Origin of the sequence: Pandoraea sp. PE-S2T-3 (genome assembly GCF_002179965.1) — a bacterium.
Taxonomy (GTDB): Bacteria; Pseudomonadota; Gammaproteobacteria; order Burkholderiales; family Burkholderiaceae; genus Pandoraea.
This window is the reverse complement of the sequence record NZ_NGUQ01000014.1, coordinates 169,658-193,545: the sequence shown is the minus strand read 5'-3', so window position 1 is coordinate 193,545 and position 23,888 is coordinate 169,658. Positions and strand designations below refer to the sequence as shown.

Annotated in this window: 24 protein-coding genes; 12 read left to right on the top strand and 12 right to left on the bottom strand. The window is 62.9% G+C overall.

Annotation, left to right across the window (positions count from 1 at the left end; genetic code table 11):
- Positions 1–110 precede the first annotated feature (110 nt).
- The 3 genes from rpmG to radC form a co-directional block, all read right to left on the bottom strand.
- On the bottom strand, positions 111–278 hold the full coding sequence (rpmG, locus tag CDV46_RS10545; RefSeq protein WP_058375786.1) for a 50S ribosomal protein L33: 168 nt from the start codon (positions 276–278) through the stop codon (positions 111–113).
- A gap of 16 nt (positions 279–294) precedes the next feature.
- A complete protein-coding gene (gene rpmB / locus CDV46_RS10540; protein WP_058375785.1) occupies positions 295–528 on the bottom strand; it encodes a 50S ribosomal protein L28 in 234 nt (77 codons plus the stop codon).
- A 215-nt stretch (positions 529–743) separates the two neighbouring features.
- Positions 744–1,421, bottom strand: a complete 678-nt coding sequence (radC, locus tag CDV46_RS10535) for a RadC family protein (protein ID WP_087691397.1) — start codon at positions 1,419–1,421, stop codon at positions 744–746.
- Positions 1,422–1,583: 162 nt separating this feature from the next.
- Between radC and CDV46_RS10530 the strand changes: the two genes are divergently transcribed.
- The 7 genes from CDV46_RS10530 to CDV46_RS10500 all read left to right on the top strand — a co-directional run bounded on the left by CDV46_RS10530 (position 1,584) and on the right by CDV46_RS10500 (position 8,811).
- Complete coding sequence (locus tag CDV46_RS10530; protein ID WP_058375783.1) at positions 1,584–2,039, top strand: FKBP-type peptidyl-prolyl cis-trans isomerase; 456 nt, start codon at positions 1,584–1,586, stop codon at positions 2,037–2,039.
- Positions 2,040–2,047: 8 nt separating this feature from the next.
- Complete coding sequence (gene ispH, locus CDV46_RS10525) at positions 2,048–3,019, top strand: 4-hydroxy-3-methylbut-2-enyl diphosphate reductase (protein ID WP_087691398.1); 972 nt, start codon at positions 2,048–2,050, stop codon at positions 3,017–3,019.
- Between the two features lie 755 nt (positions 3,020–3,774).
- The gene (locus CDV46_RS10520) at positions 3,775–4,983 is read left to right on the top strand and encodes a branched-chain amino acid ABC transporter substrate-binding protein (RefSeq protein WP_058375781.1); all 1,209 of its coding nucleotides are present in this window, start codon (positions 3,775–3,777) and stop codon (positions 4,981–4,983) included.
- A gap of 214 nt (positions 4,984–5,197) precedes the next feature.
- Positions 5,198–6,148, top strand: a complete 951-nt coding sequence (locus tag CDV46_RS10515; protein WP_087691399.1) for a branched-chain amino acid ABC transporter permease — start codon at positions 5,198–5,200, stop codon at positions 6,146–6,148.
- A gap of 18 nt (positions 6,149–6,166) precedes the next feature.
- Entirely contained in the window at positions 6,167–7,303 is a 1,137-nt protein-coding gene (locus CDV46_RS10510; RefSeq protein WP_249277712.1) for an ABC transporter permease subunit, read from the top strand.
- Positions 7,304–7,324: 21 nt separating this feature from the next.
- The gene (locus CDV46_RS10505) at positions 7,325–8,098 is read left to right on the top strand and encodes an ABC transporter ATP-binding protein (RefSeq protein WP_058375779.1); all 774 of its coding nucleotides are present in this window, start codon (positions 7,325–7,327) and stop codon (positions 8,096–8,098) included.
- Positions 8,098–8,811, top strand: a complete 714-nt coding sequence (locus tag CDV46_RS10500) for an ABC transporter ATP-binding protein (protein ID WP_058375778.1) — start codon at positions 8,098–8,100, stop codon at positions 8,809–8,811. The genes CDV46_RS10505 and CDV46_RS10500 overlap by 1 nt, the downstream gene beginning before the upstream one ends.
- 106 nt (positions 8,812–8,917) lie before the next feature.
- On the opposite strand, the gene CDV46_RS10495 is transcribed toward CDV46_RS10500, so the two are convergent.
- From CDV46_RS10495 to CDV46_RS10480, 4 genes are all read right to left on the bottom strand, one after another.
- The gene (locus tag CDV46_RS10495; RefSeq protein ID WP_087722740.1) at positions 8,918–9,388 is read right to left on the bottom strand and encodes a GNAT family acetyltransferase; all 471 of its coding nucleotides are present in this window, start codon (positions 9,386–9,388) and stop codon (positions 8,918–8,920) included.
- Positions 9,388–9,885, bottom strand: coding sequence for a GNAT family N-acetyltransferase (locus CDV46_RS10490; protein WP_087722500.1), 498 nt, complete (start codon positions 9,883–9,885; stop codon positions 9,388–9,390). Before CDV46_RS10490 ends, CDV46_RS10495 begins: the two co-directional genes overlap by 1 nt.
- Before the next feature lie 51 nt (positions 9,886–9,936).
- On the bottom strand, positions 9,937–11,205 hold the full coding sequence (locus CDV46_RS10485) for an acetylornithine transaminase (protein WP_087722499.1): 1,269 nt from the start codon (positions 11,203–11,205) through the stop codon (positions 9,937–9,939).
- A gap of 284 nt (positions 11,206–11,489) precedes the next feature.
- On the bottom strand, positions 11,490–12,524 hold the full coding sequence (locus CDV46_RS10480; protein ID WP_087722498.1) for a CDP-6-deoxy-delta-3,4-glucoseen reductase: 1,035 nt from the start codon (positions 12,522–12,524) through the stop codon (positions 11,490–11,492).
- An 81-nt stretch (positions 12,525–12,605) separates the two neighbouring features.
- Between CDV46_RS10480 and CDV46_RS10475 the strand changes: the two genes are divergently transcribed.
- Both CDV46_RS10475 and CDV46_RS10470 read left to right on the top strand, forming a co-directional pair.
- Positions 12,606–13,601 (top strand): SDR family NAD(P)-dependent oxidoreductase, encoded by a 996-nt coding sequence (locus CDV46_RS10475; protein ID WP_249277713.1) that lies wholly within the window; start codon positions 12,606–12,608, stop codon positions 13,599–13,601.
- Positions 13,598–14,146, top strand: coding sequence for a phospholipase D family nuclease (locus CDV46_RS10470; protein WP_087722497.1), 549 nt, complete (start codon positions 13,598–13,600; stop codon positions 14,144–14,146). Before CDV46_RS10475 ends, CDV46_RS10470 begins: the two co-directional genes overlap by 4 nt.
- Here the strand turns inward: CDV46_RS10470 and CDV46_RS10465 are convergent.
- The 4 genes from CDV46_RS10465 to CDV46_RS10450 form a co-directional block, all read right to left on the bottom strand.
- The gene (locus tag CDV46_RS10465) at positions 14,122–15,672 is read right to left on the bottom strand and encodes an efflux transporter outer membrane subunit (RefSeq protein ID WP_176399052.1); all 1,551 of its coding nucleotides are present in this window, start codon (positions 15,670–15,672) and stop codon (positions 14,122–14,124) included. The two genes, CDV46_RS10470 and CDV46_RS10465, sit on opposite strands and share 25 nt — an antisense overlap.
- Before the next feature lie 159 nt (positions 15,673–15,831).
- On the bottom strand, positions 15,832–17,946 hold the full coding sequence (locus CDV46_RS10460) for a MacB family efflux pump subunit (protein WP_087722495.1): 2,115 nt from the start codon (positions 17,944–17,946) through the stop codon (positions 15,832–15,834).
- A gap of 44 nt (positions 17,947–17,990) precedes the next feature.
- Positions 17,991–19,148 carry a macrolide transporter subunit MacA gene (gene macA / locus CDV46_RS10455; RefSeq protein WP_087691407.1) on the bottom strand — a complete coding sequence of 386 codons (1,158 nt, stop codon included), beginning with the start codon at positions 19,146–19,148 and terminating at the stop codon, positions 17,991–17,993.
- 163 nt (positions 19,149–19,311) lie between these two features.
- Positions 19,312–19,944, bottom strand: a complete 633-nt coding sequence (locus tag CDV46_RS10450) for a hypothetical protein (protein ID WP_176399051.1) — start codon at positions 19,942–19,944, stop codon at positions 19,312–19,314.
- Positions 19,945–20,223: 279 nt separating this feature from the next.
- Between CDV46_RS10450 and CDV46_RS26795 the strand changes: the two genes are divergently transcribed.
- From CDV46_RS26795 to CDV46_RS10440, 3 genes are read left to right on the top strand one after another with little or no spacing between them, the layout of a single operon-like run.
- Positions 20,224–20,481: a hypothetical protein gene (locus CDV46_RS26795; protein WP_140413338.1), complete on the top strand. Its 258-nt coding sequence runs from the start codon at positions 20,224–20,226 to the stop codon at positions 20,479–20,481.
- An 18-nt stretch (positions 20,482–20,499) separates the two neighbouring features.
- Complete coding sequence (locus CDV46_RS10445) at positions 20,500–21,354, top strand: response regulator (RefSeq protein ID WP_087722494.1); 855 nt, start codon at positions 20,500–20,502, stop codon at positions 21,352–21,354.
- Complete coding sequence (locus CDV46_RS10440; protein WP_254915998.1) at positions 21,351–22,781, top strand: ATP-binding protein; 1,431 nt, start codon at positions 21,351–21,353, stop codon at positions 22,779–22,781. The genes CDV46_RS10445 and CDV46_RS10440 overlap by 4 nt, the downstream gene beginning before the upstream one ends.
- A 97-nt stretch (positions 22,782–22,878) precedes the next feature.
- On the opposite strand, the gene ppk2 is transcribed toward CDV46_RS10440, so the two are convergent.
- On the bottom strand, positions 22,879–23,799 hold the full coding sequence (gene ppk2 / locus CDV46_RS10435) for a polyphosphate kinase 2 (protein WP_058375770.1): 921 nt from the start codon (positions 23,797–23,799) through the stop codon (positions 22,879–22,881).
- Positions 23,800–23,888: the final 89 nt, after the last annotated feature.

The following is a 23,888-nucleotide window of genomic DNA, read 5'->3' as shown; positions in this document are numbered from 1 at the left end:
TGACTACGCAACGCGTAGCTTGGTGAATTTCGGGACGCCCAAATGAAAAACCCCGCCAGAGGCGGGGCATTGAACGCAACAGCGAACTGCTGCGAGAAAACCTGTTGATCTTATTTGATCTTGGTTTCCTTGTACGGCACGTGCTTACGAGCGACCGGATCAAACTTGCTGATTTCCATCTTTTCCGGTTTGGTACGCTTGTTTTTGGTAGTCGTGTAGAAATGACCGGTACCAGCGGTCGATTCCAGCTTGATCTTGTCGCGAGCGCCTTTTGCCATGATGAGCTCCTAAAACTTAGATGGCCTTGCGCGAACGCAGGTCGGCGAGAACGGAATCGATGCCGTTCTTGTCGATCAGGCGCAGGCCAGCGTTCGAGATACGCAGGCGCACCCAACGGTTTTCGCTCTCAACCCAGAACCGGCGATTTTGCAAGTTCGGGAGAAAACGGCGCTTGGTTTTGTTGTTGGCGTGGGAAACGTTGTTGCCGACCATCGGCGCTTTCCCGGTCACTTGACATACGCGTGCCATGAAGCACTCCTAACCCAGAATTCTGTGTAAAAAAAAGTGGTGAGTCGAAAAGACAGACCGCGATGATACCACAAAAATCCCAGACAAATCAATCGCTTTTGGACGATGTAGGACGCGAGCCCATGGTGGGAAGCGCCTGTCGGAGATTCGGGAAGGGACGGATTATAGCGCAAGCGGCCCGCGAACGCGAACTGCTTGCTAAATTGTTGTGCAGATCACAACTCGCCCTGCTCGGCGAGCGAGTACACGCTATCGCCGGCGACGATGAAATGATCGAGCAACCGTATCTCCAGCAGGGTCAGCGCATCCCCGAGCAGCCGTGTGAGCGCTAGATCTGCCGGGCTTGGCAGGGCGATACCCGACGGATGATTGTGGGCGACAATCACTACAGCCGCATTGACGTCGAGTGCGGCGCGCACGATTTCGCGAGGGTAGGCGCAGGTCTGAGTGAGGGTGCCTTCAAACATGATGCGGGCACTCACCAGACGATGGCCGGCATCCAGAAACAGGCAGACAAAGCGTTCGCGCGAGTGATCGCGCAGCGTCAGGCGAAGGTAATCGCGCACGCGTGCCGGTGTATCAAGCACGTCGCCGGCCTCGAGGCGCTCGCCCAGCATGCGGCGGGCCATTTCTAGTGCGGCTTGAAACTGGACGAACTTGGCCTGACCGAGGCCGGGAATCTGCCGTAGCGTCTCGAACGGCGAGGCGAGCAGGCGGGTCAATGAGCCGCCGCTACCCGCGAGCAGGTCGCGGCCGAGATCGACGGCATTGCGTCCGCGCGAGCCGGTGCGCAGGAAAATGGCGAGCAATTCGGCATCGGAAAGGGCGTTAGCCCCACGGGCAAGCATTTTTTCGCGGGGCCGCTCGGCGAGCGGCCATTGGGCGATGGACATGACGACTCCAGGCGCAGACACCGCCGCGCGCATGAATCGTCGCGATGTCACTAAAGAGAAATACAGCCGCTGGAGGTAAAATTCCGGACTGCGCGTAGGGGGAGCCGGACGCGCAACGCGTCGTCATTTACAATATTAGCTTGACCTTGCTGTGAGACCCCCATGAATTCTGTCGCACCCCCCGTGGTTCAGGACGATTCCTATCTGACGCTGCACTACCGGATTGGCGCCCCTGACGGCGCGGATATCGTCAACACTTTCGAAGGCACGCCGGCCACGCTGCAACTGGGCGGCGGCCAGATGGCGCCGACGCTCGAACAGGCGCTGCTGGGCATGAATGTGGGGGAGCGCCGTAGTATCGAACTTGCCCCGGAGCAGGCCTTCGGCCCGCGCAATCCCGAGTTGCTGCAACGTGTCACGATGAAGACGCTGCAAGAGAACAGCAATTTCGGCGAAGAATACACCGTGGGTGATCTGGTCGAATTCAATGCGCCGAGCGGTGGCCGCTATGCGGGCATCCTGCGCGAGTTGGGTGACGGCTGGGCATTGTTCGACTTCAACCATCCTTTGGCTGGACAGCCGATTGTGTTCGAAGTCCAGATTATCGGCATTCTGTAGGAATCGAAATGAGCGCCACCCAAGTCGTTGCGCCGACCCTGTCGGACGCGGAAATTCTGCTGGCCCAGCCGCGCGGTTTTTGCGCGGGCGTCGACCGTGCAATCGAGATCGTCGAGCGCGCGCTGTCCATGTATGGTGCCCCGATCTATGTTCGTCACGAGATCGTACATAACGCCTATGTCGTCGAGAACCTGCGCAAGAAAGGCGCGATTTTCGTCGAAGAGCTGACCGACGTGCCCTCGGGCAACACGTTGATCTTCAGCGCTCACGGCGTGTCGCAAGCCGTGCGTGCCGAAGCGCAGGAGCGCGGTCTGCGCATTTTCGACGCCACCTGTCCGCTCGTGACCAAGGTGCACGTCGAAGTCGCGAAGATGCGCGGCCAAGGGCACGAGATCATCATGATCGGCCACAAGGGCCACCCGGAAGTCGAAGGCACGATGGGGCAGTCGGGCGAGGGCATGTTCCTCGTCGAGACCATCGAAGACGTGCTCGCACTGCAAGTCGCCGACGAAACGAAACTGGCTTTCGTGACGCAGACGACGCTGTCGGTCGATGACGCCGCCGAAGTGATCAACGCGCTCAAGAAGCGTTTCCCGCTGATCACCGAGCCGAAGAAGCAGGACATCTGCTACGCGACGCAAAATCGTCAGGACGCCGTGAAGTTCATGGCCCCGCAATGCGATGTCGTGGTGGTGGTGGGCAGCCCGAACAGCTCCAATTCGAATCGTCTGCGCGAAGTGGCCGAGAAGATGGGTGTGCCGGCCTACATGATCGACTCACCGGCGCAACTCAAGCCCGAGTGGTTCGATGGCAAGCGTCGTATCGGTGTGACGGCAGGCGCTTCGGCGCCGGAAGTGCTGGCACAGTCGATCGTCGCGCGCCTGCGCGAACTCGGCGTGAATCAGGTCAAGGTGCTCGAAGGCGTCGAAGAGAACATCGCGTTCCCGCTGCCGAAGGGCCTGACGCCGGTGACCGAGTAAGTTTTACGTTGTCAGCATGATCGTCTGCGGGACGTCGTCAGCACGACGGCCCGCAGTCACGAAAGCCGGGGTGCCGCATCATGCGCGCCCCGGCTTTTTCGTTTCCCGTCCCCACTCACACACCCCTCCCGCCGCCCCTCGGTAAGCCTCCCGCAGGCCTTCCTCGTCGCGCCCCCGCAAGCCTCTCCCCATGCCCTTGGCGGCCGTCAATAGACGCCCGCAAATTCAAGTCAAACACCACGCGACAGCTACGCAATTCTGCGTACGTTTTTGCGGAATCCCCGCAATGGCGATTTGGCGAATTTCGCCGTATCGGCCATTAAAACCACGTGCGTGATTTCCGCAATTCATCGCTTAATGAATTAATACCAAATAACGCCATTCGGTTTTCAATTATCTAATTATTTATATATTCACTTAATTAGAGTATTCGTTCCAAATCGACCGGGCACGTAATTTGCTTTATTAATAACTATGGTGATGAATCCCATATTTGGTGCATTGTATGCACCATGGAGCCGCCTGAGCGAATTCGCGCAGGTCTGTAAAACCTTGATCGAAAGCGGGGTTGCACTTTTGAAAAAATAGGGTTGCACAAGTCGGTATAAACCTTAGGCCTCCATTATGGAAAACCCTGTGGCGGCGGGCGTCGCAGCCGCAAAGAATGGAGTTACAATGCGCGCGTTTCGCATACGAAACATTGAATTGGCGTTATTGGCGTTTTATTAAACCGCCGACAATCAGGAGATAATCACATGCAACTCAAGTTCGCGAAGGTACTGCCCGTAGTCGCCGCAGTGACGCTGTTGGCGGCATGCGGTCAGAAGGAAGAAAAGCAGGCCGATTCGGGTGCCGCTTCTGCACCTGCCGCGACGACTGCCGCCAGCGGGGGCGGCGATGCGGTTGTTATCAAGATTGGTCACGTTGCACCGTTGACGGGCCAAATTGCTCACTTGGGCAAAGATAACGAAAATGGTGCACGCCTCGCCGTTGAGGAAGCCAACAAGGCCGGTCTGACCATCGACGGCAAGCCGGTCAAGCTGGAACTGGTGGCTGAAGACGATGCGGCCGATCCGAAAACCGCTACCCAGGTTGCACAGAAACTGGTCGACGAGAAAGTCGTCGCAGTGGTGGGCCACTTGAATTCGGGCACGACGATCCCGGCCTCGAAGATCTATAGCGATGCAGGCATCGTGCAGATCTCCCCGTCGGCAACCAACCCGGCCTACACCCAACAGGGCTTCAAGACGGCCTATCGTGTAGTGGCGACGGACGCTCAGCAGGGTCCGGCACTGGCCAACTACGCAACGAAGACGCTGGGTGCCAAGTCGGTGGCCATCGTCGACGACGCGACCGCCTACGGCAAGGGCTTGGCCGACGAGTTCGAGAAGACCGCCAAGGCCAACGGCCTGAAGGTGCTCTCGCACGACGCGACCAACGACAAGGCCACGGACTTCCGCGCCATTCTGACCAAGATCAAGGGTGAGAAGCCGGACATCATCATGTACGGCGGTATGGATGCGACCGGCGGCCCGTTCGCCAAGCAGTCGAAGGAACTGGGCATTGGCTCCAAGGTGCTGGCCGGCGACGGCGTGTGTACCGACAAGGTGGCCGAACTGGCCGGCGACGCCATCGACAACATCGTCTGCTCGGAAGCGGGTATGGCGCTGTCGAAGATGGAAGGCGGCGACGACTTCTCCAAGCGTTATGAAGCTCGCTTCAACCAGCCGATCCAGATCTACGCCCCGTTCACGTATGACGCTGTCAATGTGATCGTCGACGCGATGAAGCGTGCCAACTCGACCGATCCGGCCAAGATCCTGGCGGCCATGCCGGCCACCGACTACAAGGGTGTCATTGGCCACATCGCTTTCGACAGCAAGGGCGACATGAAGGAACCGGTGATTACGCTCTACAACTATCAGAACAAGAAGAAGAGCGTGCTTGACGTGGTGAAGATGTAACTCCCGGGCGCTAGCGCCATGAAACGGCACCGTTGCCTACCCTTTCGGTGCCGTTTCTTCATCTGCGGAACGAAGCCGTGCCTGCATGACGGGCACGGCCCCCCCTCCTGAACCAGGATCAGCCTCAACACCCGCAGTTCTCTCAGCCACCCCTGCGACGCCTATCGGTGAAGCGCGCTGGGAGCCCGTTTTCGGGGAACAAGGAGTTAGCTTCATGGATATTTTTATCCAACAAATCTTGAACGGCCTCGTGCTTGGTAGCGTGTACGCGATCATTGCGCTGGGCTACACCATGGTCTACGGCATCTTGGGCATCATCAACTTTGCCCACGCCGACGTGATGATGATCGGCGCGATGGTCGCGCTGTCCACCATCAACTTGTTGATGAAGATCGCACCGAACATGAATCCGGTGCTCATGCTGGCCATCGCCACGGCGGTGTGTGTGCCCGTGTGCGCGTTGACCAACTTCGTGATCGAACGGGTTGCTTACCGGCCGCTGCGCAACGCTCCGCGTCTGGCGCCGCTGATCACCGCCATCGGCGTGTCGCTGCTGTTGCAGACGATCGCCATGCTGATCTGGTCGCGCAACCCGCTGTCGTTCCCGCAACTGCTGCCTACCGACGCCTTGACGGTTATCCCGGAGCGCGGCAACCATCCGGGCGCTGTGACCAGCGGCACCGGTATCGTGATCGTCGTCGTCGCGTTCCTCGTGATGTTCGGCCTCACGCAGCTCGTGAACCGTACCAAGCTCGGCCGTGCCATGCGCGCCACTGCGGAGAACCGCAACGTGGCGGGTCTCATGGGCGTGAACCCCAACTTCGTGATCTCGGCGACCTTCGCGCTGGGCGGCGGACTGGCGGCACTCGCGGGCGTGATGATGGCGTCGAACTACGGAAACGTCCACTTCTACATGGGTTTCATTCCCGGGATGAAGGCGTTCACCGCCGCCGTGCTCGGGGGCATCGGCAACCTGCAAGGCGCCATGGTCGGCGGCGTGCTGCTCGGCCTGATCGAAGCGCTGGGTGCCGGCTACATCGGTGACCTCACCGGTGGTGTTTTCGGCAGTAACTATCAGGACGTGTTCGCGTTCGTCGTCCTGATCGTGGTGCTCGTGTTCCGTCCGTCCGGGTTGTTGGGCGAACGCGTGGCAGATCGTGCATAAGCGGCGAGGACAAACACAATGAATCAACCTGTGCAAACTTCGTCGGGCGCGGCCACGCAAATTTCGGCCGCCGCCGCCACACGCAAGGCCTATCGCGGCCTCGCCTTTTTCCTGCTTGCGGCCATCTTCGCGCCGGTACTCGTGGGCTACGCCGGTGGCAACTACTGGGTGCGCGTGCTCGACTTCGCGCTGCTCTACATCATGCTCGCGCTGGGCCTGAACATCGTGGTGGGCTTCGCCGGCCTGCTCGATTTGGGCTACATCGCGTTCTATGCCGTGGGCGCGTACGTCACCGCGTTTCTCAGCTCGCCGCACTTGTCGACGCAGTTCGAGTGGATCGGGCATCTGTTCCCGAACGGACTGCACGTGCCGGTGTGGTTCACCATACCGATCGGGGCGGCGGTAGCGGCGATATTCGGCATCTTGCTGGGGGCGCCGACACTGCGTCTGCGGGGTGACTACCTGGCCATCGTCACGTTGGGTTTCGGCGAAATCATCCGCATTTTCATGAACAACCTCGACCGTCCGGTGAACATCACCAACGGCCCGAAGGGGATCACCGCGATCCAGCCCGCGTCGTTGTTCGGCTTCGATTTTTCGAAGGCGCACAACTTCTTCGGGGTACAGGTCAGCTCGGTGTACATGTATTACTACCTGTTCGTGTTCCTGGCGCTGATCATCGCGTTCATCTGCGTGCGATTGCAGCACTCGCGCATCGGACGGGCATGGGTGGCCATTCGTGAAGACGAAATCGCCGCCAAGGCGATGGGCATCAACACGCGCAACATCAAGCTGCTCGCATTTGCCATGGGCGCGTCGTTCGGCGGTGTGGCCGGCGGCATGTTCTCGGCGTTCCAGGGCTTCGTCTCGCCCGAGTCGTTCACCTTCTGGGAGTCGATCGTCGTGCTCTCGATGGTGGTGCTCGGCGGCATGGGGCACATTCCGGGCGTGATTCTGGGCGGTGTGCTGCTCTCGGCCTTCCCCGAGATCCTGCGCTCGACCATGGGCCCGTTGCAAATGAAGTTGTTCGGCAGCGTCATCGTCGATCCCGAGGTGATCCGGCAGTTGCTGTACGGTCTGGCCATGATCCTGATCATGCTGTACCGTCCGGCCGGCCTGTGGCCGTCGCCGCGTCCGGAAGAACGGACTCTGTAAGCCGAGGGAGATGATCTGACTATGAGCGAACAAATTCTGCTGTCCGTCAAGGGCGTGAACAAACGCTTCGGCGGTCTTCAGGCCCTCACCGATGTGGGCCTGGAAATCAAGCCGGGACAAATTTATGGACTGATCGGCCCGAACGGTGCCGGCAAGACCACTTTCTTCAACGTCATCACCGGGCTCTACACGCCCGATTCCGGCGAATTCACGCTCGACGGCAGCGCCTACAAGCCGACCGCCGTGCATGAAGTGGCGCGCGCGGGCATTGCCCGCACGTTCCAGAATATTCGTCTGTTCGGCGGCATGACCGTCGTCGAGAACGTGATGGTCGGGCGCCACGTGCGCACGAAGATGGGCGTGATCGGCGCCATCCTCCGGTATCCGGGGGCGAAGGCCGAAGAGCGTGCCATCCGTGACCGCGCGATGGAGTTGCTCGAATACGTGGGCGTGGCGAAGTATGCCAACTACACGGCGGCCAACCTCTCGTACGGCCACCAGCGCCGTCTGGAGATTGCGCGTGCGCTTGCCACCGATCCGAAGCTGCTCGCACTCGATGAGCCGGCTGCCGGCATGAACGCGACCGAGAAGATCGAGTTGCGCGGCTTGCTCGACAAGATTCGCAGCGACGGCCGCACGATTCTGCTCATCGAGCACGACGTGAAGCTGGTGATGGGCTTGTGCAACCGCATGACGGTGCTGGATTACGGCAAGGTGATTGCCGAAGGTTTGCCGCAGGATGTGCAGAAAAATCCCGCGGTGATTGAAGCGTATCTCGGTGCAGGAGGCCATTGATGAGCGCAATGTTGACGATCAAGGGCCTGAAAGTCGCGTACGGCGGGATCAAGGCGGTCAAGGGGATCGACCTGAGCATCGAGCCGGGCGAACTGGTCACGCTAATTGGCGCGAACGGTGCGGGCAAGACGACCACGATGAAGGCCATCACTGGCCTGTTGCCGTGGGCCGATGGTGATATCGAGTATCTGGGCAAGTCGATTCGCGGCGTAAAGGCGTTCGATCTGCTCAAGCAGGGGCTGGCGATGGTGCCGGAAGGCCGCGGCATCTTCACGCGCATGACCATCCTCGAGAACATGCAGATGGGGGCGTATCTGCGCAACGACACGGCCGGGATCAAGAACGACACCGACAAGATGTTCGGTATCTTCCCGCGTCTGAAGGAGCGCAAAGACCAACTCGCCGGCACGCTCTCGGGTGGTGAACAGCAGATGCTCGCGATGGCACGCGCGCTGATGAGCCAACCGAAGTTGCTGCTGCTCGACGAGCCGTCGATGGGCCTCTCGCCGATCATGGTCGACAAGATCTTCGAGGTGGTTCGTACGGTGTCGAGTGAAGGCGTGACGGTGCTGCTCGTTGAGCAGAACGCGCGGCTCGCGTTGCAAGCCGCAAACCGTGGCTATGTGATGGACAGCGGGCTCGTCACCATGACCGGTAACGCGAAAGACATGCTCGACGATCCGAAGGTGCGCGCCGCGTATCTCGGGGAGTAAGTCTTGGCGAGTCGGCACGTATCGACACGTGACTGAAAGGAAAAAGCGCGCCGGAGGAAACTCCGGCGCGCTTTGTTTATGGCGACGACGCTAGCAATTTCAACATTTACAGCAACGCTCCCGCTCCGGCCGTGAGCGGCAGACGCTTGCCCAGACTCACCACATCGTCAGCGGCATAGCCGTGCGCCGCGTAGAAGGCGAGGGCCTCGCGCGACTGCGTGAGTACCTGCAAGTTGAGCTTCAGACAGCCGCGTTCGGTCAGCGCATTTTCTGCATGACGCAGCAACGCACTGGCGACACCGCGCCGACGCAGCGTCGTCGCGACCGCGAGCGAATACACCCAGCCGCGATGCCCGTCGTAACCGGCCATCACGGTGCCGACAATCTTGCGATCGCGCACGGCGACGAAGAACAGGCCGTCATGCATCGCCACCTTATTGGCGATCGAGCGGCGCGGCTCGCGATGCGGCTTGTCCGCGCGGTTGTACTCGGGAAATGCCTCCCGCCAGAGCGCGATCACCGCGTCGGTATCGGTATCGTCGAACGTACGGATATGGATGTCGGTAGCCAGCGCGATCACGATGCATGCTCCTTGCCGGTATAAATATCGGGCCGGTGAATCTGCATCATCTTGTTGGGCTCGCCCAGCGGCTCGAAGCCATAACGCGCATAGAGACTCGCCGCGTCGGTCGTGGCGAGCAGAAAGCGCCGCAAGTTCTGCAACGCCGGGTGCGCGAGCACGTTCTCGCACAGGCGCTTGCCGATGCCCAGACCGCGCATCGACGGATCGACGAACACATCCGCCAGATACGCGAACGTGGCGCGATCGGTAATCACGCGCGCAAAGCCGACCTGCTGCACCGGCCCGCCTTCGACGTGCGTGGCGTACGCGCCAAAGCACAGCGAGTGCGAAATCGCGCGCGTGAGCGTGTCACGCGGAATGTCTTTCGCCCAATGCGTCTGCGTCGACAGTGCCTTGTGAATGAAGCCGATATCCAGTCTGGCCGGATCGGGCGATATTTCGACGATGGCGTCGGCCGGTGGCGTCGCGTGCGCCTGGCTCATGTCGTTCATCGTTGGTCTCTCCTCTGAGAATCTGAGAATCTGGGAACGTGGCGGCGGGTCTTACGCGTGCTTGGCGAGCAGCGAGTCGAGCAGGGACAGCATCTGATCGATTTCGTCGCGGCTCACGTTGAGCGCCGGCATGAAGCGCAACAAGTTCGGGCGGGCCGAATTGAGCAGCAGGCCGTCCGGCCCCATGTCGCGCGCCGCTTCCACCAGTTGCGGGCCGATGTCGCGCCCGAGCAGCAGCGCGCGCAGCAGGCCGGCGCCACGCTCGCCCTGACCGCCGTAGCGCGACGACAGGTGCTCCAGCCCGGCGCTCAGGTAATCGGCCTGTGCCCGCACGAATTCGAGGAAACCCGGGGCGCTGACCGTGCGCATCACGGCGAGGCCCACGGCACACATGAGCGGATTACCGTTATACGTGCCGCCCTGATCGCCCGGCTGGAAGACGGCGAACTCGTCGCCGCAGAGCATGGCCGCCAACGGCACGCCGCCGCCGATGCCTTTGCCGAGCGTCATGATGTCGGGCGTGATGCCTGCCTGCTGGTGAGCGAAGAGCGTGCCCGTCCGGCCGCAGCCTGTCTGCACTTCGTCAACGATCAGGAGCAGGCCGCGCGCCTTCGTGAGCGCACGCAGTTCCTTGAGAAACGCCTCGGTGGCGGGCACCACGCCCGCTTCGCCCTGAATCGGTTCGAGCATCACGGCGACGGTATCGGGGCCGATGAGTGCCTCGACCGAAGCGATGTCGTTGAGATCGGCCTTCGGGAAGCCCGGCACCTGCGGCGCGAAAATCGTGTCCCAGCCCGGCTTGCCGCTGGCCGACATCGTGGCGATCGTGCGGCCGTGGAAACCGTTCTTGAACGTGATGATTTCAAAGCGCGCGCCACCGGCCGGGTTCGGATGCAACTGGCCCCACTTGCGGGCGAGCTTGATGGCGCTCTCGTTGGCTTCGGCGCCGCTGTTCGCGAAGAATACCTTGCCCAGCCCCGACAGGCGCGCGAGCAGATCGGCCAGCTCGATCATCGGCAGGTTGTAGTACGCCGGGCTCGGGTTCAGCAGTTGCGAGGCCTGCGTGGTGAGTGCGTCGCGCATCACCGGATGGCAGTGACCGAGGCTGTTCACGGCCCAGCCCTGAATGAAATCGAGATATCGCTTGCCGTCGTGGTCATACAGCCACGCGCCTTTGCCGTGGGTGAACACGAGATCCGGGCGCGAGGTAATCGGCAACAGGGCGTGAGTGGCGAACTCGGCAAACTTCGCGTCAGACGAAGTCTTTGAGGTCGACGAAGTTGACGATGACGATGCGGCGGATTGGGAAGCAAGCGACATAACGGTCTCCGAAGGACGAAAGGTAAAGAGACGAGGAATAAAAAAAGCCACGGGGTGTGCCCGTGGCTTTGCTGTGCTTGAGAACTCGCTTGTTATCGCAGTCCATAGCGCGCCGCGCGGCATCCCGGGAGGGGCAGCGTACGGCGACGTCGGATCGAGGCGATGGCAATCAGGTTCATGTCGGCAAGAATAAGGCGATGATGCGGCGCTTGTCAAAGGGAATGCGTGAACTGTCGCGTTCATGCATCTGTCCCTATCCCCCCCAAATGACGCGCGCCCGTCGATCAGTTGCCGCTCCCCGGGTTGTCGGCCTCGGTGGTGAAGGCGTCGGCGAAGAACGCATCTTCCGGCAACTGGTGGTGGGCAATGAAGTCGCGGCGTGCCGATTCGACCATCACCGGCGCGCCGCAGGCGTACACCTCGTAGCCCGACAGATCCGGCAGGTCTTCGACCACGGCGCGGTGCACGAAACCCGTGCGGCCTTGCCACTGGTCTTCCGGTGCGGCTTCGGAGAGTACCGGTACGAAGGAGAAGCCCGGAATCTCGCGTGTCCATTGTTCGACCAGATCGCGCAGGTAGATGTCCTTCAACTGGCGGGCGCCCCAGTACAGCGTCATCGGGCGATTCAGGCCCTTGTGCACGGCGTGCTCGACGATGGCCTTGATCGGCGCGAAGCCGGTGCCCGAGGCGAGCAGCAAGATGGGCTTCTCGGAATCCTCGCGCAGGAAGAATGTGCCGAGCGGGCCTTCGAAGCGCAGGATTTCACGCTCCTTCATCGTGTTGAAGACGTGATCGGTGAACACGCCGCCGGGCATATGGCGCAGGTGCAGATCGATGAAGCCTTCTTCGTGCGGCGCGGTGGCCATCGAATAGCTGCGGCGGCGGCCGTCTTTCAGGATGAATTCGATGTACTGGCCGGCGAGGTACTGAAAGCGCTCGTTGGCCGGCAGTTGCAGGCGCATGACGATGACGTCGTCGGCGAGGCGCGTCAGCGCATTCACGCGGCACGGCAGGCGTTTGACCGGAATGTCGCCGATGCCCTTGACTTCGCGGCTCTCGACGACAACGTCGCTCTTGGCGTGCGCGCAGCACAGCAGTGCGAAACCGCGCGTTTCCTCGTCCTTGGTGAGCGCAGTCGCCGAGTGTGCGCCGTGCTCGACGGTGCCCTCGACGAGCTTCGCCTTGCATGACCCGCAGCCACCGTTCTTGCAGCCGTAGGGCAGGCCGATGCCCTGACGTAGCGCGGCCGAGAGCAGTGCCTCGCCGTCTTCGACCTGGAACTCGCGCCCGCTCGGCACGAGGGTAACGTTGTAAGCCATACTACAATCCGAAAAATGAAAAATCCGTCCAAATCCCTCGGTCGCCCACGCCTTCTGGTCGTGGGCTGCGGCGATGTCGGCATGCGTGCGCTGCCGGCCCTCGTCAAACGTTTTCGCGTCTACGCCGTGACGTCCAGCGATGCGCGTCATGCCGTCCTGCGTGCCGCCGGTGCAGTGCCTGTCGCCGCCAATCTGGACGACCGTGCGAGTCTCGCGCGTATCGCCCATCTGGCGCCGCGTGTGCTGCATCTGGCGCCGCCCGACGGTGTTGCCGGCAGCGGCACGAAGGACCTGCGCACGCGCCGTTTGCGGGCCGCACTTTTGCGGCCCTCGAAGCCCAATATTGTACCCGAGGGGGGCGCACGCGCTTCGCGTCGCATCCTCGTCTACGCCAGTACCAGCGGGGTGTATGGAGATTGCGGCGGGGCGCGGGTCGATGAGACCCGTACGCCGCAGGCGCGTTCGCCGCGCGGGCAGCGGCGCGTGGATGCCGAGCGCACGTTGCGCGCGCTCGGGCGGCCCTCCGCGCACGCCCGAAATGCGCGGCGCGAGTGGGCGGCCGGGCCGCCACGCACGCTTTCGCCGGGCAGCGCGACGAGCGTGGCGGGTGTGCGCCCCAGTTGGCGGCAGGCGGAGCGGGCCCGGGTGCGCTGGCGCGCGTCCATCGTCCGAATTCCCGGGATTTATGCTGCCGACCGGCTGCCGACGGCGCGTCTTGAGCGTGGCACGCCCGCATTGCGCGAATCGGACGACGTGTACACCAACCATATCCATGCGGACGATCTGGCCGCGATTCTGATCCGGGCGATGTGGCGCGGCAAGCCGCAGCGTGTGGTGCATGCGAGCGATGACACCGAATGGCGCATGGGCGAATACTTCGACCGGGTGGCCGATGCGCTCGGTTTGGCCCGTCCGCCACGCATCTCGCGCGAAGCGGCGGTGCGCGAGCTGCCGCCGACGCTGTTGTCGTTCATGTCGGAATCGCGCCGGCTGGACAACACGCGGCTGAAACGTGAACTCGGTTATCGGTTGACGTATCCCGACGTGGCGGCGCTGCTGGCGACACTCGAAACATGACGACATTTCGAAACTTCGTACTCGTGACGCTGCTCGCATTGCCGGGCGTTGCACCGCTGTCGGCCGCGCACGCTGAACCCGATATTCGCATGGGGTTTTCGCCGGAGGGCTCGGCACGCACGCTGGTGCTCGAGACCATCGGCAGCGCAAAGCACAGCATCCAGATGCTCGCTTACTCGTTTCAGGCACCTGACATCATGCAGGCGCTGGTCGATGCGAAAAAACGCGGCGTGGATGTTCGCGTAGTGATCGACAAGAAGCGCAATACCGGCAAAGCCAGCAAGGCGGCCATGGACTTCGTGACGGGGCAGGGCGTGGCACTGCGCACCAACGATCACTTCAATATCCATCACGACAAGACGATCATCGTCGATGGCAATACGGTGGAAACCGGCTCGTTCAACTTCGTACCGTCTGCCGAGACGAGCAATTCCGAGAACGTGATCGTCATTCGCGATAGGCCCGACATCGCACGCCAGTACGTCGCGCACTGGCAGTCGCGTTGGGATCTCGGCGAGCCTTATCCGCCTGTGGCGCCACGTTGACGTTGCCGTGCACATTGCCGCCGATGCTGCGGCCGATGTTGCCGCTGACGTTGTCGCCGATGTTGTTGATGAAGGGCACCATCACACCTCGCCGCTCGCCGATCCCCCAATGCCTTGATGAGCGTGAGCGTGGCATCGATCTGATCGAGGCGCGATTGCGCGGCGTTCCGGCGTGCCTGCCGCGCAAGCCGTTGTGCATCGAGCCACGTCTGCAAGTCGATATCACCAGCACGATAACGCGCACCCGACAATGCCGAAGCGCGTTGCGCGAGCGCTGCCGCCCGCGCCAACGCCTCGTATTGCGCCGACGTGCGTTCGCGCGTCGAGAGCGCATCTTCCACTTCCTTGAGTGCCGTGAGCAGCGTGCTGCGAAACACGACGGTCGATTGTTCGAAGTCATTGCGGGCGAGTGCCGTCGTGAAGCGTGCCGTCTGAATTTGCAGGAACGGCATGGCGATCGTGGCGGCGAGCGTGCCGACCGGATTGGCGAGCAAGCGCGACAGCGAGTCGCTGGCCGTACTCGTCGACCCCGTGAGCGTGAGCGACGGGTAGAACGACAGGCGCGCCGCATCGACATCGGCCAATCGCGCCCGCACGCGGGTTTCGGCCGCCGCCAGATCGGGGCGGCGGGCGAGCAATTCAGCGGGCAAGCCCGGCGCCACCTCGGGCAACGTCGTGTCTGCCAGCGACTCGCGTTCGGTAAAACGGGTCTGAGCGGGCTCGCCGAGCGCGTTGGCCAGCGCATGCCGGGCGATGTCGCGCAAACGTTCCCAGTCGGCCAATGCGCCAGCGACGGTGTCGCGATCCTGCTGCGCCTGCACCGGGTCGAGGGCCGACACGGCCCCGGCGCGGCGTCTCGCGTCGACTAGTGCGACGACCTTGTCGGCGGAAGCCAGATCGTCCTTCGCGCTGCGCACGTTGTCGTTCAGATAGGCGAGACGCCAGTACAGCGACGCGACATCGCTCGACAGGGTGAGTGCCGCAGCGCGGCGATCCCATGCGCTGGCAGCGGCTTGCCAGTTGCCCGCATCGCGTTGCGCGGCGAGCTTGTTCCACAGATCCACTTCGTAACTGATGCTCGCGTTGGTGCCGGAGGTCGTCTGCGTCTGCCCAATCGCGGCAATGGCCGCGTTGCCACCATCGAGCGAACGCGACTTAGCCCCCGCAATCGAGGCGGAGAGTTGCGGCCAGCGGTTCGCGCCGGTCAGTCCAGCCTGAAGCGCATCGCGATCCGCCTGAAGCGATTTGAGCGCCAGCCCCGGATTGCCCGCCAACGCGCGAGTCACGAGTGTGTTGAGACCCGGCTCACCGAAGCCGTGCCACCACGGATCGATGGCGAAGGGCGTGTCGCTTTGTGCGTCGGTTTTCGGTGAGGCAGAACGCAATGCATCACTCGCCACAGAGGCCGTGGCGCCATCGAGGGGCGTGCGGTATTGCGCGGGCACCGGCAGCACTGGACGCGCGTAATCGGTACGCATCAGACCGCACCCGGCGAGCAGCAAGGCGAGGCTCAGAACAGACAGCACGGGCAGACGGGGGCGCGACGACAAAGCCGTCGGGAAACGTAACAGAGAGCAGGTCATCGAATCGTCAAAAAGACCCCCGCGCGCGACACCGAATCGCGCGCGGGGTATAAATCCATCCCGTGCCTGAGGGGGGGCGCAGCGGGACGGTTGGGGGGCAATTCATTCACGGGCCAGCGCATCGACGGGATCGAGCCGTGCCGCACTGCGCGACGGCCACCAGCCACTGGCGACGCCGATGACACTGGCGCACAACACGGCCGCCGCGAAGGTGTTGACTGAGAACACGACGGCCACCTGCGGCACCACGAACGCGACGAGTTGGCCGATGGCGTACGACAGCACCACGCCGACGGCACCGCCCATCAGGCAGACCAGCACCGCCTCGATCAGAAACTGGCGCAGGATGTCCTGTCGCCGCGCACCGATGGCGCGGCGAATGCCGATCTCGCGTGTGCGCTCCGTGACCGACACCAGCATGATGTTCGCCACACCGATGCCGCCCACGACGAGCGAAATCAGCGCGACGAACGAGAGCAGCAGCGTGAGCATCTGACTGGTGCGAGAGATCGACTTCACGACCGTGTCCATGTTGAACGTGAAGAAATCCTTGTTGCCGTGCGCTCGTGTGAGCACGCGCACGATGCCCGCTTCGGCCGCTGACGGCGGGTGGCCATCGAGAATACGCACCGTAATCGCTTCCAGATGCTGCTGACCCGCAAGACGGCTGGCGGCGGTGGTCCACGGCACATAGAGGTTGAGCGAGCGGCTCACGAACATCGACGAACGGTCGCGCACTACACCGATCACCCGCAGCGGTAACGAGCCCGCCAGCACGATCTGACCGATCGGGTCACCGCCGTTCGGCATCAGCTTGCGCAGCGCGTTCTCGCCAATGACGGCCACCTGCGCCTGACGTTCGACCTCGCCGGTATCGAAGCCACGCCCACGCGCGAGCTTCAGCCCGTTGGCCCGCAAGAAATTCGCGCCTTCGCCGTGCACTTGGGCGTCGGTATCGATGCGTCCGAAGCGCACACGTACCGTGCGTGCGTTCACCTGCGGCGACACGCTGTCGGTGTACGGCTGCGCGGCGAGCAGTTCGGCGTCGCGTGGCAGCAGCGTGCGAATCTCGGCGGCCTTGTCGTCATTGAAGTCTCTGCCGCGCAACACCGTGATCGTGTTCGGCGCGATGCTGCCGATATCGTTGAGCACGCGCCGTTTGGTGCCCTCGCCAATGGCGGAGAGCGAGACCACCGACGTGATGCCGATGACGATGCCGAGCATCGTGAGTCCCGTGCGCAACCGGTGCGAGGCGAGCGCGTGCCACGCCATCGACAGGCTCTCCGAGAACTTCGGCCAGCCGGCGAGCCAGCGACGACGCACTTCGACTGCCGGGGGTTTCTGTATGGCGATGTCATCGGGCGTCGGGGCCTCTGCTGCACGGGTGTGATCGATCTGACTAGCGCGAGTGTCTTCTTGTGTCTCTGTCTGCGTTTGTGTCTGTGTTTGCGTCTGCGTCCGTTCACGCGTCAGCGCGGCAAGTTCTGCCGTACGTGGCGTCTCGTTCACGCGATCGCGCACGATGCGGCCATCGGCAATCTCGATGACGCGTTGTGCCCACGCGGCGACCCCGGGGTCGTGCGTGACCAGAATGATCGTGTGCCCGCGTGCGTGCAGTTCGCACAGGATCTGCATGACTTCCAGACCGCTGCGGCTGTCGAGCGCCCCAGTGGGTTCGTCCGCGAGGATGATGTCGCCGCCGTTCATCAGCGCGCGCGCAATGCTCACGCGTTGCTGTTGGCCGCCCGACATTTGCGACGGGCGGTGTGACAGATGTCCGCCTAGGCCCAGTCGCCCGAGCAGTGCCGCAGAACGTTGCGCTCGCGCCGTCTTCGTGGTGCCGGCATACACGGCGGGCACTTCGACATTGCCCTGCGCCGTGAGGTGGCCCATCAGGTGATAGCGCTGAAAGATGAAGCCGAAGTGCTCGCGGCGCAGCGCGGCGAGGTCGTCGTCGGAGAGCGAGGCCACATCGCGGCCATCGATTTCGTAGCATCCGCTGCTGGCCCGGTCGAGACACCCGAGCACGTTCATCAGCGTGGATTTTCCGGAGCCCGACGGCCCCATGATGGCCACCATCTCGCCACGCTGGATGACCAGTTCGACGTCGCGCAAAACGGTCACCGCACCGACGCCCTCGCCAAACGAGCGCGCCACGCCGGACAAGCGCAACAGCGGGACGCCGGCGGGCGCGCCGTCGCGCACGCCGTCGGGCATATCGGACGCCGGAAGCATTGCATCGGACGGTGGGAGCGCGCGCGTCACAGCAGACCGCCTCCGGTGTCACCGCTGCCGGGCGGGGGCACATCGGTCGGGTCGGCGGTCACCACGCGATCGCCTTCTGCGAGCCCGTCGAGCGCTTGCGCCATCAGGCGATTGTCGAGACCGACCTTGACCCAGCGGGGTTGTGCGTGATCTTTGGCGTCGAGTACGCGCACCTTGTAACGGCCATCAGCACGTTGCTCGCCGAGCGCGACCGACGGGAACGTCAGTGCGTTCGAGATGCGCTCGCGCACGATCGAGACTTGCGCCGTCATGTCGGGGCGCAGCACACCGTTCGGATTCGGCACGTCAAAAAGGGCATTGAAGAAGATCGCGTTGTTGATCTTTTCGGGCGAAGGTTGAATCACGCGCAGCTTGCCTTCATAGCGCGTCTGGGGCGCTCCCAGAATCGTGAAATACACCGGCTGACCTTCGCGAATGCGCACCACGTCCGCTTCGGAGACTTGCGCCTTGACGGTCATCTTCGACAGGTCGGCGATCTTGAGAATCGTCGGGATCTGATAGATCGCGGTGACGGTCTGACCTTCCTGTGTGCTGATCAGCGTCACGCTGCCCGAGATCGGCGCGGTGATGCGCGTGTACGACAGGTTGGTGCGGGCCTTGTCGACCTTGACGTTCTGCTGGCTGATTTGCGAGTCCAGTGCGGCCAGTTCAGCGCTCAGCGCTTCATAGTCGGTGCGCGCCTTTTCAAAGTCGCGCGGCGAGGTGGCATCCTCGCGGGCCATCTGCCGCTGGCGTGCCAGCTCGCGCTCGGCCTGCGCATGGCGAATGGCCTTGGCGCGCCGGTCGGCGGCGAGCGTCGTGAGCCCTGCGGTCACTTCGCGAAGATCGTTCTCGCTGAGTGTCGGATCGATCTCCGCGAGCAATTGTCCCTTGGTGACCTTGTCGCCGAGCACGACCTTCAGCGAGCGCAACTGCCCGTTGGCCTGCGAGCCGACTTCCACTTGCTTGATCGGCTGAAGCACGCCCGTCGCGAGCACGGCATCTTCCAAACTGCTGCGGGTGACCTTGGCGCTGAGATAGGCCGGCGGTTTTGCCTGCGGCCATTGCCACGCCGCGATGGCACACAGCGCGAGAAAGACAGCCGCGGCGGTCTTGCGGCGAGGGGTGAGGCGAAACTTGCGTGAGAGCGTCATTGATCAGGAAATAAGCACCGCGTCCGCACCGTTGTGCAGACATGTGGCGATCCTAATCAAAGGGGGCGGGACAAACTGTTTTCAGTTGTTGCGACTTTGTGAACAGAATTGACCGGCGGTGGGTTTATGTCGTTTTCGGTCGAATTCGGCTGGGTTATGTGCCTCACGGCAAGGGATGCGCACCGATGGGCAGCGACGGGTGATCCGGTGTGGGGTAGGTCAGCGCGGGCAACGGTGCCCCGGGGCGGCGGATGACGACCTGATCGACCACGGCCTCGACATCGGCCGTCTGGCCGAGCGCCTTGATGAATTTGGCGAGCGGAAAGCCCGGCGCCATGCAGCCCTGCATCACGATGATGCGCCGCTGGAAAGTGAGCCAGAGCGAGGTCTGCGTTTTCCACGGAATGTCGGCGGCGATCGAAGACAGCCGTCGCTGCGCGCTCTCGGCAATCTCGACATCGTAGCGGTAGCTATTGGAGAGGCGGCAGCGTCCCTCGAACCAGCAGTGATTGCCTTTCTCGATGCGGTGGTGGGCATCGGCTATCCAGTCGGATTCGCGCATGAACGGGCCTAACGGCACCGGACAGTCGGCCACCGCCGAGGAAATGTGGAGAAACGGATCGTTGCCGAAATTGCGCAGATCGTCATGGGCGCTTGCGGCCGACGGGCCTGTCGCCGCGCCGGAAGCCACGCCCGGCAAGGCCGCTGGGGCGGCGCTGGCCGTCGCGGCGATGGCAATCCCCAAGGCCAGCCCCGTGGCGGCGTGTTTGCACAATGTGAAGATTGGACGGCGCATACGACCTCCCACGAGACATACGGGGTAAATGCTGCAACACGTGAAACCAGCGTGTATGCGCCAAGATGACTATAATTTCGCGCTATCGCTCGCAACGTCGCTCAAATTTGCATTTTTCAGTCGAGTGGTGGTTGCGAACGGCTGGGCTGCGCATCAGGCTGCCTTACCAATCCTTTCTGAAATAAGGATTGGATGCCATTTTATTGGATGCTTCGGCCAACGGGTGGCTGGACGGGCGCGCAAACTTCAGCGTATCTCGACACCGTGGGAGCACAAACCATGTCCTCAGGCATTGGCGCGCCGGGTGCGGCGCTACATCGGGCCTGGCGTTTGCCGGGGCAGGGCACCGCCGCTACCGTCGGCACACGCCGCGCTTCGTCATCGCCCGACCGTTTCACGAATGCGCTGCGATCGCTCTCCGGGGTGCGCGAATCTGCTGCCTCCGAGCCGGTGCAGTCGGTACAGGCTACGACGCAAGACCCTGCCGTAGCGGCAGTCCAGAGTTCGGCCTCCCTGCGTGAGCTGGGCCGAGCCTAAATTAGCGAGAATTCCTTCATGAGTCTGCATGTTCTTCTGGTCGACGACGATCCCGTCGTGCGCGACCTGCTGCGTGAGCTGCTGCATGCCAACGGTATGCAGGTCTCGGTGCTTCACAACGGCGCGTCGTTGCTGCGCCGGCTCGAACTCGAGCGTCCGTCGGTGATTCTGCTCGACATCATGATGCCCGAGCGTGACGGCCTGCGTGCCTTGCAGGACTTGCGCGCGGCCGGGGAAGATATTCCCGTGATCATGCTCTCGGCACGCGGCGGGCCGCTCGATCGGGCCCTCGGTCTGGAGTTGGGGGCCGACGATTACCTCGCCAAACCGTTCGATCCGCGCGAATTGCTCGCACGCATTCACGCGGTCCTGCGCCGGCGTGGCCCGGTGGCGGCCAGTGCCCCCGATGCGCGCGCGCCGTACCGCTTCGGTCCGTTCGAACTCGATTTCACGCTGCGCACCTTGCAGCGCGAGGGCGAGCGTCTGCCGCTGCGCGACACGGAATTCGCGATGCTCAAGGCGTTCACGCAACATCCGATGCAAGTGCTGCCGCGTGTGAAGCTGCACGCCATGCTGTACGGCGACGGCATCTCGTTCCGCGATCGCAGTCTCGACGTGCCGGTGTGGCGTCTGCGCCGCCTGATCGAAACCGATCCATCCGAGCCGCGTTATATCCAGACGATTCGCGGCAAAGGCTACGTGTTTGTGCCCGGTGGCGAGTTGTCGGCCGATGCGGCATCGGACACGCGCGAGCATGACGCCGGTGGCGCTGACGATGGCCGCTCGCTTGCGGTGCCGCCGGTGGCTGCGGTCGCAGCGGTGGCGCCAGCGGTCAAGCGTGCGGTGCGTGGCTGGCGGGAGTCGATGGCGTGAAACTGCGTTGGCGGCTGCGCGACACGCTGTTCGGGCGCATGGCATTGCTGGGTATCGGCGTCTTGCTGGTGATGCATATCGTGTGGAGCGCGCTGGTGTTCTATCAGCGGCCTCGCCAGCAAGTCGACGGCTTCGCGCGCGGCTTGCTCATCGCCATCCAGAGCGTCGATCAGCGAGCCGTCGACCCGGGCAGCCTTGCACCGCCGCGCGGGTTGCGGCGCGTGCCGCTTGCGCAGGCCCCCGTGTTTGCCGATCCGTCGGAAGACGGGCGTGCCTCGCACCTGCGTAACGAACTGCTCTCGAAGCTGCCGCCCGGCACGCAGTTGCATGTGCGTGAAGAGCCGAAGCGCAGCAGCTTGTGGGTCTTGCTGCCGAACCACGATCAATGGATTGTCATTCCGCTTGATTTGCCGCCGATGCCGCCCTTCGTGCGCGAGACGGTCGGTATTCTGATTGGGGCGGTATTGCTGGCATTGTTGATGGCGTGGCAGATGCAGCGTCCTATTGCGCGCGTGGCGCAAGCCGCCCGGGTGATCGCCCGGGGACGCCGCCCGGCGTTGCTGCCCGAACAAGGGCCGCACGAGTTGCGTGACCTGGCGCACGCGTTCAACGACATGGCCAAGCGTCTGGCCGAGGCGGAAGACAATCAGGCGATCATGCTCGCCGGGATTGCGCACGATCTGAAGTCGCCGCTCACGCGTCTGCGTCTGCGGGCCGATCTGATCGACAACGAAGGCTCGCGCGATGGCTTCGTGCGCGACATCGCCTCCATCAATCACATCGTTCAGCAATTTCTCGCCTATGCCCGCGACGAGGCCGACACGAGCCCGCTCGTCGGTGTCGACGCGTTTCTGCGCGAGCAATTTCCGGCCGAAGAGGCGTGTGACGCTGCGGTGCCAGCGCTCATGACGACGGACATGGTTGTCGAAGCGCTCGCGTATGTCGATGGCGAGGGCGGTGAAGGTAGTGATAGGGCTGACGGCGTTGCTGGGGTGAGCGGTACGGCGGGCGCGTCGTGCCCCGATCAGGCGTTGTTCACCTGCGACTTGCGCGCGGGCTCCGATTTCAAGTTGCCGCGGACGTTGCTCGATCGCGTGATGTCGAATCTTGTCGACAACGCGCTGGAGCACGGCGAGCCGCCGGTGCGGCTGGCGACGTGGCGCGAGGGCGATGTCGGCTACATCGAAGTGACCGACTGCGGCGGGGGGATTCCGGAAGATCAGGTGGCGCTGGCGATGCGGCCGTTCGTGCGGCTCGATGCTTCGCGCGGCGGCGAAGGCCATTGCGGCCTTGGCTTGTCGCTGGTGGGGCGTCTGGTCGAAGGGCTGGGCGGCTCGGTGCGTCTGGCGACGTCACCGGATGGCGGTTTGCGCGTCACGTTGTGCTTGCCGATCACCCATGCACCGGCACCGCTGACTTCGCATTAATTTCCTGACGGTATTTTCGACTGCGGCCGTGGTGAGTTTGTGTCACACGGCCGCAGCCGGTTGGCGCGTTCCACGCCAACCTTTCTCCCGATAAATCTCAATAAATCTCCGGCACGATCATCGTGTCGGGCACCGGGTGGCGCATGTAGTCTTCGCTGCGGGCGCGCTCGGGCAGCAGCACGGGCGTGCGTTCCACGTCGTGGTAGGGCACTTGTGCGAGCAGGTGATGAATGCAGTTCAGGCGAGCGCGCTTCTTGTCGTCGGCCTGCACCACCCACCACGGCGCTTCGGGAATATGGGTGCGCTCCAGCATGACTTCCTTGGCGCGCGTGTAGCTCTCCCAGCGGCGACGGCTTTCCAGATCCATCGGGCTGAGCTTCCACTGCTTGAGCGGGTCTTGAATGCGGGCGAGAAAGCGGGCTTCCTGCTCTTCGTCTGAAATCGAGAACCAGTATTTGACGATCTGCACGCCACTGCGCACCAGCATCTTCTCGAACTCGGGCACCGAGCGGAAAAACTCTTCGTACTCGTCATCCGTGCAGAAGCCCATCACGTGCTCGACGCCTGCGCGGTTGTACCAGCTACGGTCGAACAGCACCATTTCGCCGGCTGCGGGCAGGTGCTGCACGTAGCGTTGGAAATACCATTGCGTGCGTTCGCGGTCGTTGGGGGCGGGCAGGGCGGCGACGCGGCACACACGCGGGTTCAGGCGTTGCGTAATGCGCTTGATGGCGCCGCCTTTGCCGGCGGCATCGCGGCCTTCGAAGATCACCACGAGGCGGTGGCGGCTGCGAATGACCCAGTCTTGCAGCTTGACGAGTTCGCCTTGCAGGCGAAAGAGCTCGCGGAAATATTGCAGGCGTTCGCTGCGTGCGGTGTCGGTCAGATCGTTCAGGCCGGGCAGGCGAAGATCGTCGATTTCCATCTCGATTTCTTCGTCGTAGCTGTCGATCAGGTCATCCTGGAGGCGACGCGCGAGCGAGGCGTCGTGGTCGGCATCGGAGTCGAATTTTGTCATGGCGACGATCTCGGTACGGGGCGGAGAAAACCCCCGCGTGGCGGATTGAGCAACTGAGTATGCGACGATTCTATGACACCCGCATGGCG